A 12,601-nucleotide genomic window follows, 5' to 3' on the forward strand; every position below is an offset into this window, starting at 1 on the left:
TTCTAGAACACCTCCGCGACGCCGGCCTCCTGGAGCGGGTGGGCCCCCTTGCGTCTGCCGGGGACCTCGCCGCACAGCCGCGGGGTCGGGAACACCTTGCCCGGGTTGGCCAGGCCCCGCGGGTCGAACGCGCACCGCACCAGCTGCATCGTGTCGAGGTCGTCCTCGGAGTACATGCGCGGGAGGTGCTTCGCCTTGTCGATGCCGACGCCGTGCTCGCCGGTGATCGAGCCGCCGTGCTGGACGCAGATGTCGAGGATCGCGCCGGACACGGTCTCGGCGCGCTCGGCCTGGCCCGTCACCGTCTCGTCGAACAGCACGAGCGGGTGCAGGTTGCCGTCACCGGCGTGGAACACGTTGGCGACCCGGATGCCGTGCTCGGCGGCGATCTCGCCGATGCGGGTCAGCACCTGCGGCAGCGCGGTCCGCGGGATGACGCCGTCCTGCACGATGTAGTCCGGGCTGATCCGCCCGACGGCCGCGAACGCCGACTTGCGCCCCTTCCAGAACAGGGCCCGCTCGGCGTCGTCGGCCGCGATGCGGATCTCGAAGGCGCCGTGCTGCCGGCAGAAGTCCTCCACCGCCGTGAACTGCGCCTCCACCTCGGCCTGGGGGCCGTCGAGCTCAACGATGAGCACCGCGCCGGCGCCTTCGGGGTAGCCGCAGTGCACTGCGGCCTCGGCCGCCTCGATCGCGAGGGCGTCCATCATCTCCACGGCGGCGGGCACGACCCCCGCCGCGATGATCGCCGACGTGGCGACACCCGCCTGGTCGGTGCCGGGGAACGCCGCGAGCAGCGTGCGGACGGTCTCCGGCAGGCGCGTCAGACGTACCGTCACCTCCGTCGCGATGCCGAGGGTGCCTTCGGAACCGACGAACGCGCCGAGCAGGTCGTATCCGGGGGCGTCCGGCGTCCGGCCGCCGAGCCGGACCAGGTCGCCGTCGGGCGTCACGATCTGCACGCCGGTGACGTGGTTGGTGGTGAAGCCGTACTTCAGGCAGTGCGCCCCGCCGGAGTTCTCCGCGACGTTGCCGCCGATCGAGCAGATCTGCTGGCTCGACGGGTCGGGCGCGTAGTAGTAGCCGTGCGGGTTCGCGACCCGGCTGACCTGCAGGTTGATCACTCCGGGCTCGACGACGGCCCGCTCGTCCTCCGGTGCGACCTCGACGATCGACCGCAGCTGGGAGGTGACGATGAGCGCGCCGTCGGCGTGCGGCAGCGCACCGCCGGACAGGCCGGTGCCCGAGCCGCGGGCCACGAAGGGCACACCCGCGGCGACGCAGGCCCGCACGACGTCCGCGCATTCGTCGGCAGTGCGGGGAAACACGACGATGCCGGGGATGACGCGGTAGTGCGTGAGCCCGTCGCACTCATACGTGCGCAGCTGCTGACGGTCGGTCAGCACCTGGTCCGGCCGAAGTGTCTCCCGCAGCGTCGCCGCCAGCGCCTCGATGGTCATGTTCCCGCCCTCATGCCATCCTTTCGTACGCCGGCAAGGTCAGGAAGTCCACGAATTCGTCCGCCACGGCCACCTCCATGAACAGGGCACGGGCGGCGGAGTGGTCGCCGTCCAGCTTCGCGAGCTCCTCGTCGGCGATCCGCTCGACCATCTCGCGGGTCACCGGCTCGCCGGTGTCGGCGAGCGTCACGCCGTTGTGCAGCCACTGCCAGACCTGCGAGCGGGAGATCTCCGCCGTGGCCGCGTCCTCCATCAGGTTGTTGATCGCGACGGCGCCGGTGCCCTTGAGCCACGCCTCGAGGTACTGCACGCCGACGCTCACGGCGTTGCGCAGCCCGGTCTCGGTCCGCGCGCCCGGCGTGTCCCCGATCGCCAGCAGGTCCGCGGCGCCCACCTGCACGTCGTCGCGGACGCGGTCGAGCTGGTTGGGGCGGTCGGCCAGTACACCGTCGAAGATCTCCCGGCAGACGGGCACCAGGTCGGGGTGTGCCACCCAGGATCCGTCGAAGCCGTCGTTCGCCTCGCGCGTCTTGTCGGCGGACACCTTCTCCAGCGCGACCCGGTTGACCTCCGGGTCGCGGCGGCTGGGGATGAACGCGGCCATGCCGCCGATCGCGTGCGCGCCGCGCTTGTGACAGGTGTGCACCAGCAGTTCCGTGTAGGCGCGCATGAACGGCACCGTCATCGTCACCGAGTCGCGGTCCGGGAGGAGGAACTCGTTGCCGCGGGTGCGGAATTTTTTGATGACGCTGAACATGTAGTCCCAGCGGCCGGCGTTGAGCCCTGCGGAGTGCTCCCGCAGCTCGTAGAGGATCTCCTCCATCTCGAACGCCGCCGGGAACGTCTCGATGAGCACCGTCGCGCGGATCGTGCCGAGCGGGCGGCCGAAGCGCTCCTCGGCGAAGGTGAAGACGTCGTTCCACAGCCGGGCCTCGAGGTGCGCCTCCATCTTCGGCAGGTAGAAGTAGGGCCGGGTGGCGAGGTGGTTGTGGAAGAAGTACAGGCCGAAGTCGATCAGCGAGCCGGAGGTCGGCTGCCCGTCGACGAGGATGTGCTTCTCCGGCAGGTGCCAGCCGCGGGGCCGCACGACGATCGTCGGCCGCGGGCCGTCGGTCAGTTCATACGACTTTCCCTCCGGGGAGGTGTACGAGAGGGTGCCGGCGACCGCGTCGCGCAGGTTGAGCTGGCCGCGGACGACGTTGTCCCACAGTGGCGTGTTGGCGTCCTCGTGGTCGGCGAGCCAGACCTTCGCGCCGGAGTTGAGGGCGTTGATCGTCATCTTCGCGTCGGTCGGCCCGGTGATCTCGACCCGCCGATCGACCAGGCCCGGCGCCGGCTCGGCCACCCGCCAGTCGCCCTCGCGGATCTCGCGGGTCTCCGGCAGGAAGCCCAGCGTGCCGCCGGTGGTGAGGGCGGCCTCCCGCTCCTTGCGCGCGTCGAGCAGCTCCAGCCGCCGCCCGTCGAAGGCGCGGTGCAGGTCTGCCAGGAAACTCAGAGCTTCTTCGGTGAGGATCTCGGCGAAGCGATCCGTGAGCGGTCCGGTAATCTCGACGCCCGTAGCGTTGCCCATATGCCGACCTTAGGCCAATCTCGAAGGACCCGGGGCGTGCCACAGAGCGTGTGATATGGGAAGCTCTGCCGAGGCAAACTCAGGTCCATCAAATTCGTGGCCGTCCAGCAGGGGAGTCGTCGAACTGTGAGCGATCGGGGCAGGAGCCGCCGCACCGCGAGGCCGACCAAGGTCACCCGGCCCAACGCGGCGCCCGCGACATCGACGCCGGAGGAGACCGCGACGGACGACGCGGCCGACGAGGCGGCGACCGCGGCGACGGCCGGCGGCGTGACGGCCGGTGCGGCCGGCGCCGAAAGCGACACTTCGGACAGCGCCACGGCGAAAAGCGAGGTCGCGGCGAAGGGCGAGGTCGGGGCGGCGAATGGTGGTGCGGCCGGGAAGGCCGGCGCCACCACGAAGGGTGAGGCCGCGGACGCCGCCACGCCGCAGGACGGCGCGCTCGCGGAGAGCGACCCGGACGCGGACAGGGCGGACGACGCAGCCGCCGGCGCGGCAGATGCGACCACCACTGACGAGGCCGCCGCCGACGAGGCTGAGGCCAAGGGCGGCAAGGACGGCGCGGCTAAGGCCGCTGACGAGGCCGCTGACGAGGCGGCTGACGAGGACGCCGCCGACGAGGCTGAGGCCAAGGACGCCAAGGACAAGGGCAAAGAGGTCAAAACGGGCCGGAACAAGGCGCCCGCGCCGCTGACCAAGGCCGAGAAGCGCGCCGCCGCGCGGGTCGCCGCGGCCAAGGCCGCCAGGCGCAGGCGTGTGGGGCAGGCCTTCGCCGGCACGCTGATCGTCCTGCTGGCGGTCGGCGGTGCGTTCGCCGGCGTCTGGTACTTCGGCGACCGCGCCGAGGAGAAGCGGGTCCAGTGCAAGCCGCAGGGGCAGACCGAGTACCCGCCGCTGCTCGGCGGCTTCGACAAGCGGCTGGCCACGGAGCCGACCGTCGAGGCCGGCACCGGTGAGGAGCCCAAGTTGCTCGAGAAGAAGATCCTCATCGAGGGCCCCTGCAAGACCGTCAAACCGGGTCAGACCGTCACCGTCAATTATGTCGGCGTGACGTTCAAGGACGGCAAGATGTTCGACTCGTCGTGGTCGAAGAAGCAGACGTTCGACACGGAGGTCGGCCTGAAGCAGCAGGGCCAGCGGCCGCGGGTCATCGAGGGCTGGGACGAGGGCCTGGTCGGCGTCAAGGTGGGCAGCCGGGTGCAGTTGGACATCCCGCCGAAGCTGGCCTACGGCGAGACCCCGCCGCAGGGCGCACCGGCCGGCACGCTGCGCTTCATCGTCGACGTCCTCGACGCGAAGGACGCCAACGACATGGGCGGCCTGCCCGCCGGCCTGGGCAACTAGCGCACCCGTAGTCACAACAGAGGCCGACCTGCCCGGCGGGTCGGCCTCTGTTCTGCGGCCCGGCCCCGAACGGCCACCCGGCGAGCACCGACGACCCGCGGACGGGATATCCCTCCACAGCGGCATTCCCCACCGGAATACCGTCGCGAGGCACCATCACCCCGCCCGTAAGGCCGCGATCCCCGATGATCCACCCGATCCACCGGCAACCAGATCGTGAAAACTTTCTAGAGGTCGGTGGCGCGCCGGCGCAGCCGCTCCACCACACCCGGGTGAGGCCACGACCGCAGGCGGTAACGCTCCGGTGTCAGATCCGGCTCCGGCTCGAGGTCGACCTCGCGCGCCACGTCGTCCCAGGCCACGAAGAACGGGTCCGCGCCGTCGGACGGGAACGACACGTAGTCGGCCCGGGGCAGCAGCGTGTCGACCCCATCGGCCCAGCTGGCGACCGAGAACATCCTGCCCCGGCCCTCCGCGACCATGAGCCTCGCGACGAACGCGTCGGTCTCCAGGTGGGCCGCCTGCGCCGCGTACTCGTTCGAGGCGAGCAGCACCTCGGCCCGGTGCACGACGGGCAAGAGCGGGTGGTCGGCCGGCACCGTGTAGGGCACGACCGCCCCGGTCCCGTCGACGGTGTAGCCCATGGTGGAGATGGGGCGGGCGGCCTCGCGGTACTCCTCCTCGATGATCCCGAAGAGCTTGTCGATGCCGTCGTGGTCCGCGGCCAGCACCACGCCGGTGGTGTCCGGGACGAACACGACCGGCCGGCCGCCGACGTGCCGGCCCTGTGCCGCCAGCCAGCCGTCGACCAGCAGGTGCGAGGCCCAGTACGCGTCGCCGGACTCGACCATGCGCACGATCGACACCTGGTCGCCGTCCGGGCGCGCGGTCCGCTCGGTGTGCTCGGCGAGATTGGCGCGGGCCCGGTCGTAGACGACCCGCTCGGTGACGCCCCACGTCGCGAGCTGGACCGGCGTGACGTACATGATCGAGGTCGGCTGGTCGACGACGACGAACTCGGCGAGGTACGGCAGCGCGGGCCGGCGCAGCGGGCGCGGGGCGCCGCCGGGCACGCCGAGGCCGAACGACACCGGTCGCAGCAGCGGTCGCAGCAGGGGCGCGACCGCCTCCCACGTGTCGGGTGCCCCGGGGTTGAACACCACCGCCGTGAGGAACGCCGCGATGCGCTCCCGCCGCTCGGTCCGGCCCGCGCCGTCGCACTCGCGGAAGAGGTTGCCGAGGTAGGCCAGCGACGGCGTCGTCGTCTTCGAGTCGCGGCGCAACTGGATCGCGAACTGCTCGGGCAGGTAGCGCGCCTCCGCCACGCCGGCGTCCCGGACGGCGGTCAGCACCTGGCGAGCGAACCGCTCGCGCGGCGACCCGAACACCTTGTCCACCAGCCCCATGTGGTTGCACGGTACCGGATCGCCAGCTGAGGTTTGGACCCGTCGTCTCCGGCAAAGCCGAGGGTATGACGAAGCAGACCGTGGGTGAGGCGATCATCGCTCGACTGGCCGACTGGGGCGTCGACACCGTGTTCGGGCTGCCCGGCGACGGCATCAACGGCCTGATGGAGGGCCTGCGCCGCAACGCCGACCGGGTGCGGTTCGTCCTGGTGCACCACGAGGAGGCGGCCGCGTTCATGGCCACCGCCCATGCCAAGGCGACCGGACGGCTCGGGGTGTGCCTGGCCACGTCCGGTCCCGGCGGCATTCACCTGGCCAATGGCCTCTACGACGCCAAACTCGACCACGCGCCGGTCCTCGCGCTCACCGGCATGCAGGAGTCGAGTGTCCTGGGCACCGCCTACCAGCAGGAGGTCCACCTCGACCGGCTGTTCCAGGACGTCGCCGAGTACGACGAGCCGATCGTGAACCCCGCGCAGGTGCCGGCGCTCGTCGACATCGCCGTGCGTACCGCGCTCGCCCGGCGGGGCGTCGCACACCTGACGATCCCCAACGACGTGCAGGTCGCGAGGGCGGGGGACAACCCGTTCGAGGAGGTCGGCCCGGTCCGCGAGCCGGCGACGGCGCCGGTGTGGGTACACCCGCCGGTCCGTCCCGCCGACGACGACCTTCAGGCCGCCGCCGACCTGCTCAACGCGGGTGAGCGCGTCGCGATCCTGGCCGGCGTCGGCGCCCGGCACGCGGGTGCGCTGGTCGAGCTGACCGCCGATGTGCTCGGCGCGCCGATCGTCAAGTCGCTGCTCGGCAAGATGTCGGTGCCCGACGACTCGCCGTTCACCGTCGGCGGGCTCGGGCTGCTCGGCACCGCGCCCAGCGAGGACCTGATGGACGAGTGCGACACCCTGCTCATGGTGGGGACGAACTTCCCGTACACGAAGTTCCTGCCGGAGCCGGGCAAGGCCCGCGTGATCCAGATCGACGCCGAACCCGCACGGGTCGGCACCCGGATCCCCACCGACGTGCCGCTGGTCGGCGACGCGGGCGCGACGCTGGAGTCGCTCCTGCCCCGCCTGAAGCGCCGCGAGGACCGCCGTCATCTGCGCAAATACCAGGAGAAGATGCGCGACTGGCGGGAGAAGATGGCCGCGCTGGAGGAACCGGAGCGGGATCCGATCGCGCCGCAGTACCTGGTGCGGGAGCTGGACCGGGCCGCCACCGCCGACGCCATCCTCTGCTGTGACTCCGGCACCGTCGCCACGTGGGCGGCGCGGCACTGGCAGGTGACCGGCCGGCGCGAGTTCTACCTGTCCGGCACGCTCGCCACGATGGCGCCCGGGCTGCCCTATGCCGTCGCCCTGCAGCACGAGTACCCGGGGCGGCAGTGCATCGCGTACGTCGGCGACGGCGGCTTCGCCATGCTGATGGCCGAGTTCCACACCGCCGCGCGGTACGGGCTGCCGGTGAAGGTCGTCATCAACAACAACAACGCGCTCGGGATGATCATCTGGGAGCAGATGGTGCTCGGCCTCCCGGAGTTCGGTGTGCGCTTCGGCGACCCGGCGCCGGACTACGCGGCCTGGGCCCGCGGGTGCGGCGGCTACGGCGCGCACGTCACCGACCCCCGGGACCTGCCCGGCAAGCTGCGCGAGGCGCTGGCGTTCGACGGCCCGGCGCTTGTCGACGTCGTCGTCGACGCCAACGAGCCGCCGATGCCGGCGAAGGTGACCTACCAGCAGGCGGTCAAGTTCGCCGAGGCGTTCCTGCGCGGCCAGCCGCACCGGGCGAGCATCGCGACCACGATCCTCAAGGACCGCATCACCCAGTTGAAGGGCTGACATCATGCGATCGCAGCCACGCAACGCCCGGGGAACGATCGGGCACCCGTACAGCGCGCTCAACCTCCGGTTGCTGCTGGCGGTGTTCGGCTTCGTCACCAGCACGGTTCTCGCCGTGCTGGCCTGGACGGCCGGGATTGCCTGGCTGGCGATCGTGTTGTTGGCGCTGGCGGCGTCGGCGCTGGTCGACATGGTGGTGGTGGAACTGCGCCGTCGGGCCCGGCGCCGTGAGGGCGGCGGACGGGGTTCACTGTTCGAATGACCCCTACCTGGCGCGGTGGGCGCCGGAGGAGCGCATAGTTCGGATCCAGAGCCGGGTGCGGCCGACGGTCATCGCGACCCCGCCGGGGATGCGCAGTCCGCCGAGGCCGATCACGCCGCCGACCAGGACGACGCCGCCGAACGCGAGCAGGCCGGACGCGGCGAGCAGGTACATCGTCTTGTCGTCGTCCGGGTCGGGCACGTCCTTCGCGGTCGACCTGTCCTGGTCGACGCCGCTCTGGTCGCCGTCGGGCTGCTGCCCGGCGACGACACTGGCCCGGTCGACCAGCGCCGGGCCGTGGTCCGCCGGGCCGGGGTCGTAGGCCGCCTGGGCGGCGCTGAGTGTCCCGATCGCGAGAGCCGCTCCGGCCACACACTGCCATGCCTTGGTTCTCATCGAGCCGGGTCTACTCCACTCATCCGAACGTCCGGTTTCCCGCACCGGTCGTGTACTTCTCGGGCCGGACGTGCACGGTAGGTGGCATTCGGGTGAGTTGGCGACGTCCGCCGCTCGCCCGCCGAGGGTGAACGGCGGCCTCACCCGTGGCACAGTGAGCGCGTGCTGATCTACAAGATCCTGCTGCCCGCCGAGTGGGCGCAGTTCGAGGCCACCGGGCGCTTCGACGGCTCGCCGCTGGACCTGCGCGACGGGTACGTCCACCTGTCCGCGCGCGACCAGATCGCCGGCACCGCCCGGCGGTTCTTCGCCGACGTGCCCGACCTCGTCGTCGCCGCGGTCGACGCGCAGATGCTCGGCGCGTGGCTGCGCTGGGAGGTCTCCGTCAACGGCGGCCCCTACCCGCATCTCTACGCGCCGCTGCCCCGGGCCGCGGTCGTCGCCGTGCACCGCGTCGCCGGCGCCGAGTCGGTCGACGACGTGGTGCCGCGGACCTGACGGATCAGCAGCGAGGGGCTCCGCGTCGCTGACGAGCACGACCGGCCCCACCCGGGCCGGTTCAGCGCAGGCGCTGCTCCAGGACCTGGCCGGGCCACTCGGTGCCGTCGGGGCGGGGGACGGTGAACCGTGCGGACGGGGTGAGGCCCTGCCGCTCGTACCAGCCGACGAGCGCCCGGTCGTCGCCGCCGTAGCAGTCGACGCGCAGCAGGCCGAGCCCGCGCTGCACCGCCAGGGCGCGGGCGTGGTCGAGCAGCACGCCGCCGAGCCCGTCCCCCTTGCGCGTGCGGTCGGTGACGAGCAGGTTGACGTACAGCTCCGGCTCGTCGACGGCCGGCACCCACTCCTGCGCCGCCCCGACGGCCAGCCCGCCCACCACCGCGCCGCCGCTCTCGGCGACGTACAGCTGGCCCTGCGTCGCCCACCGCATCATCGCCGCCACCCGGCGCGGGTTGGTCGAGTGCGGCTCCGTGCCCCACTGCCCGGTGCGGCCCAGGCCGACGAGCCACTCGGTGGCGTCGTCGAGCAGGGCGAGCACGGGGGTGACGTCGGCGAGGGTTCCCGGCCGTACGTGCACCGGCGGCGCGCCCTCCGGCGTCATCAGCAGCTCCAGCTCCAGTTCGTCGTGGAGGGTGATGCCGTAGTCGCCGACGACCGGGATGGCCGGCTTGTGCAGCCGGGCCCGCTGGACCGCGCCCGGGTGGGCACGGGTGATGCGCATGCCGCGGCGCTGGTAGAAGCGCAGCGCGTCGAGGTTGTCGTTGGTGGTGATGAGCCACACACGGCGCACGCCGGACCGCACGGCAACCTCGCGAGCCGCCTCGAGCAGCGCGGTGCCGACACCCTGGCGACGCGCCGGTGCGTCGACAGTGACGATTTCCAGCCCAGGCGCGTCTACCTCATATGTGAGCAAACCGACCGGATTGCCATCAATTTCGGCGACCAATGCGGGTAGTTTCTCCGCATTTCGGATGCGATCTCCCGTGACCACCTGCGTGGCGCCGTAGGATGCGGACAGTACGCCCCGGATCCAGGGCAGATCTGTTTCATCGGCCGCTCTCACCATCACCCGGGCGACCCTACTGCACACCAAAGGCAGTCGGGCACGGCATTAATTCATCGCATGACACAGACGTTGGCAAATTCGCGACACTCCGCTTCGCGATCTGTTGGGCCATGATGACCGTGGGCATTTCCAAGGGGGAGAGGGCACGAGTTGGACGCACTCGAGCAGGCGCATCGCCGCGGCCGGTTCGTCAGCGTCCTCACCCTGGTGATGGCCCTGTTGTTCGGCGCCACGATCGGCGCCTCGTCCACGCACTCGGGCGCCGCCCATCAGCTGCTCGGCCGGCCCGGCAACCACACCTCGTGGGCCGGTGAACGGCCCGGCGGCCCGGGCGGGCAGCATCCCCTCCTGCTGCACACCGAGGGCGAACGGGTCGAGAACCAGGATGCCGCGGGTCACGCCGGCACACACCTCGCCTCCCACACGACGCCGGCCCTCCCGGTCTCCCTCCTCGACCGACGGCCCGCAGGCGTGCGCCCGGCGCCCGCCCCTGCACGTGCCGAACTGCAGGTCTGGCGTACGTAGATCGCTCCCCCCATCCCGTCGTTGTTGTTGGGCAGCTCGACACGGTTGGAGTGATGTCAATGTCCGCATCCGCGGACGGTTCCTGCGTGCGCTCGGTCGTCCTGACCGGCGCGTCCCGAGGGCTCGGCGCGGCCCTGTTCCAAGCGCTGCAGGCAGATGGCGCCAGGGTGTACGGCCTGGCGCGCACTTTCACGGCCGAGCAAGAACTCCTGGCGGCACAACGGCCGGCGTCGGTGTGGCTGCGGGCGGGTGACCTGGGTGACACCGGGTCGGGCGTCCCGGCCCCGGACGGGCTCGGTCTCGCCGGCGGCGGCCTGCCGTCCGGCGCCGAGCTCGCCGCGTTCGTCGGCGACGCCGGGCCGGACGACGAGGTCGTGCTGTTGCACAACGCCGCCACGGTCGAGCCGATCGCGCTCGCCGGCGACCTGCCTCCGGCGGCGGTGCTCGCGGCGGTCAACCTCAACCTCGTCGCCCCGATCCTGCTCACCAACCTGTTCCTGGCCACGTTCCGGGCCAGCCGAGCGCGGCTGCGGATCGTGTACGTCGCGTCGGCGGCGGCCCACCGGGCGTACCCGGGCTGGGCGACGTACTGCGCGACGAAGGCGGGCGCCGAGGCGTTCATGCGTTGCGTGGGCGAGGCGGCCGGCGCGCCGTGTGAGGTGGAAATCATCGATCCCGGTGCGATCGAGACACAGATGCAGCGGACGCTGCGCGACCTCGGCGCCGGCCTGCCGGGCCACGCGCGGCTGGTCGAGCGGCACCAGGTCGGCGACATCGGCGATCCGTCGATGGTGGCGAAGGGCATCGTCCAGCGCCACTTCCCGCCGCTGGTGCCGCTGGCCGAGAACAACGCGGCCGCTGCCTAGGGAGGCGGCAGGGGCGGCGCACCGTGGCCCGGGGCGGGGGTCACACGGGCCGGCCGGCGCGGGGCACCGCACCGGCCGGCCCGCTGCTCGTCCCCATCGACGGGCATGGCTCGGATGTGTGCCCCACCGGTCGCCCGGGTACCTTCAGCGCATGGCAGACGCGCCGCAGCCGGCCTCCGGACCACCGCCGCTCTTCATCGTCATGGGCGTCGCCGGCACCGGGAAGACCACCGTCGGCTCGCTCCTCGCGCGGCGGCTGGGCTGGCGCTACGCGGAGGCCGACGACTTCCACCCGAAGTCCAACGTGGACAAGATGGCCGCCGGCACGCCGCTCACCGACGAGGACCGCCGGCCGTGGCTCGCCGCGATCGCGCGATGGGTCGACGAGCGCGCCGCGCTCGGCGAGCCGGGGGTCGTCTCGTGCTCGGGGCTCAGACGGGTTTACCGCGACCGGCTCCGCGACGGCCGTCCGCAGGTGCGCCTGGTGCTCCTCGAAGGGCCCCGTGAGCTGATCGCGCGCCGGCTCGCCGCCCGTCACGGCCATTTCATGCGCGCGGAGATGCTCGACAGCCAGTTCGCCGACCTGGAACTGCCCTGGCCGGACGAGGACGTGACCGAGGTGTCGGTTGATCCGCCGCCCGACGAGGTCGTGGACGCGATCCTCAAGGAGCACCCGGACGTCGAGCGGCTGTAGGCGCCCGGCACGGTGCGGAGCCGGCGCGGCGGGCCGCGGACGGCTCAGCCGGCGTTCAGCCCGGGATCACCGGTCGCCGCGCAGCTTGCCGTAGACGAGGACGTCGCGCCAGGTGCCGTCGCGGAACTCGGCCGAGCGCAGGATGCCCTCGCTGAGGAAGCCGACCTTCTCGAGGGCCTTCTGCTCGGCGATGTTCTCCGGCTGGGTCCGCGCCTCGATCCGGGGCGCCGGGCTGCTGGCGAACAGGTGGTCGCAGAGCAGCGTCTGGGCACGCCAGCCCACCCCGCGCCCGCGCCACTCGGGCAGCAGGACGATGCCGATGTTCCAGTACCGCGACAGGCCCGCTCCGGTCGCCTCCCAGCTCACGAACCCGGCCGCGGTCTCGTCGGCCTCGACCATGAGGCGGCCGTCGTCGGGGCCGAGATAACCGTCCAGGGCGAAGCGCCGCGCCGGGCCGGACGGGTCGTGGTAACCGGTCCACGCCGCGCCAGCGAGCCCCGGCTCGGTGACGAACCGCCGGAACATCGCCAGGTCGCTCTCGACGACCGGCCGTAGCCGTACCCAGGTTTTCGTCACACGCCCCACCTCGCTAACCGGACAAGATCGCCCGCCATCTTCGCTGATGATCGCGGCGATCGCCATCCGACCAACCGCCGGTAAACGCGTGACGCTACCGTGT

The 12,601-nt window shown here is 71.9% G+C and carries 13 protein-coding genes; 7 read left to right on the top strand and 6 right to left on the bottom strand.

The window, feature by feature from the left end:
* Nucleotides 1-2: 2 nt before the first annotated feature.
* Entirely contained in the window at nucleotides 3-1,460 is a 1,458-nt protein-coding gene (locus Dfulv_RS11120; protein ID WP_259862684.1) for an FAD-linked oxidase C-terminal domain-containing protein, read from the bottom strand.
* A 10-nt stretch (nucleotides 1,461-1,470) separates the two neighbouring features.
* Entirely contained in the window at nucleotides 1,471-3,030 is a 1,560-nt protein-coding gene (gene aceB, locus Dfulv_RS11125) for a malate synthase A (protein ID WP_259862685.1), read from the bottom strand.
* A 126-nt stretch (nucleotides 3,031-3,156) separates the two neighbouring features.
* Between aceB and Dfulv_RS11130 the strand changes: the two genes are divergently transcribed.
* Nucleotides 3,157-4,374 carry an FKBP-type peptidyl-prolyl cis-trans isomerase gene (locus tag Dfulv_RS11130; RefSeq protein WP_259862686.1) on the top strand — a complete coding sequence of 406 codons (1,218 nt, stop codon included), beginning with the start codon at nucleotides 3,157-3,159 and terminating at the stop codon, nucleotides 4,372-4,374.
* A 227-nt stretch (nucleotides 4,375-4,601) separates the two neighbouring features.
* On the opposite strand, the gene Dfulv_RS11135 is transcribed toward Dfulv_RS11130, so the two are convergent.
* Nucleotides 4,602-5,780 carry a hypothetical protein gene (locus Dfulv_RS11135; RefSeq protein ID WP_259862687.1) on the bottom strand — a complete coding sequence of 393 codons (1,179 nt, stop codon included), beginning with the start codon at nucleotides 5,778-5,780 and terminating at the stop codon, nucleotides 4,602-4,604.
* 65 nt (nucleotides 5,781-5,845) lie between these two features.
* On the opposite strand from Dfulv_RS11135, the gene Dfulv_RS11140 reads away from it, so the two are divergent.
* Nucleotides 5,846-7,615 (top strand): thiamine pyrophosphate-dependent enzyme, encoded by a 1,770-nt coding sequence (locus Dfulv_RS11140; RefSeq protein ID WP_259862688.1) that lies wholly within the window; start codon nucleotides 5,846-5,848, stop codon nucleotides 7,613-7,615.
* A gap of 1 nt (nucleotide 7,616) precedes the next feature.
* Nucleotides 7,617-7,877 (top strand): hypothetical protein, encoded by a 261-nt coding sequence (locus Dfulv_RS11145; RefSeq protein ID WP_319805836.1) that lies wholly within the window; start codon nucleotides 7,617-7,619, stop codon nucleotides 7,875-7,877.
* 3 nt (nucleotides 7,878-7,880) lie between these two features.
* On the opposite strand, the gene Dfulv_RS11150 is transcribed toward Dfulv_RS11145, so the two are convergent.
* Nucleotides 7,881-8,273, bottom strand: coding sequence for a hypothetical protein (locus Dfulv_RS11150; protein WP_259862690.1), 393 nt, complete (start codon nucleotides 8,271-8,273; stop codon nucleotides 7,881-7,883).
* A gap of 162 nt (nucleotides 8,274-8,435) precedes the next feature.
* Here Dfulv_RS11150 and Dfulv_RS11155 point away from each other — a divergent pair, with 162 nt between their 5' ends.
* The gene (locus tag Dfulv_RS11155) at nucleotides 8,436-8,771 is read left to right on the top strand and encodes a DUF952 domain-containing protein (RefSeq protein ID WP_259862691.1); all 336 of its coding nucleotides are present in this window, start codon (nucleotides 8,436-8,438) and stop codon (nucleotides 8,769-8,771) included.
* A gap of 61 nt (nucleotides 8,772-8,832) precedes the next feature.
* On the opposite strand, the gene Dfulv_RS11160 is transcribed toward Dfulv_RS11155, so the two are convergent.
* The gene (locus Dfulv_RS11160) at nucleotides 8,833-9,684 is read right to left on the bottom strand and encodes a GNAT family N-acetyltransferase (protein ID WP_259862692.1); all 852 of its coding nucleotides are present in this window, start codon (nucleotides 9,682-9,684) and stop codon (nucleotides 8,833-8,835) included.
* A 303-nt stretch (nucleotides 9,685-9,987) separates the two neighbouring features.
* Here Dfulv_RS11160 and Dfulv_RS11165 point away from each other — a divergent pair, with 303 nt between their 5' ends.
* The 3 genes from Dfulv_RS11165 to Dfulv_RS11175 all read left to right on the top strand — a co-directional run bounded on the left by Dfulv_RS11165 (nucleotide 9,988) and on the right by Dfulv_RS11175 (nucleotide 11,922).
* A complete protein-coding gene (locus Dfulv_RS11165) occupies nucleotides 9,988-10,362 on the top strand; it encodes a hypothetical protein (RefSeq protein ID WP_259862693.1) in 375 nt (124 codons plus the stop codon).
* Nucleotides 10,363-10,448: 86 nt separating this feature from the next.
* The gene (locus Dfulv_RS11170) at nucleotides 10,449-11,228 is read left to right on the top strand and encodes an SDR family NAD(P)-dependent oxidoreductase (protein ID WP_259862694.1); all 780 of its coding nucleotides are present in this window, start codon (nucleotides 10,449-10,451) and stop codon (nucleotides 11,226-11,228) included.
* Nucleotides 11,229-11,379: 151 nt separating this feature from the next.
* Entirely contained in the window at nucleotides 11,380-11,922 is a 543-nt protein-coding gene (locus Dfulv_RS11175; protein ID WP_259862695.1) for a gluconokinase, read from the top strand.
* Between the two features lie 66 nt (nucleotides 11,923-11,988).
* Here the strand turns inward: Dfulv_RS11175 and Dfulv_RS11180 are convergent, their stop codons facing one another.
* Complete coding sequence (locus Dfulv_RS11180; RefSeq protein ID WP_259862696.1) at nucleotides 11,989-12,498, bottom strand: GNAT family N-acetyltransferase; 510 nt, start codon at nucleotides 12,496-12,498, stop codon at nucleotides 11,989-11,991.
* Nucleotides 12,499-12,601: the final 103 nt, after the last annotated feature.

It is taken from the genome of Dactylosporangium fulvum (assembly GCF_025137375.1).
GTDB lineage: Bacteria > Actinomycetota > Actinomycetes > Mycobacteriales > Micromonosporaceae > Dactylosporangium > Dactylosporangium fulvum.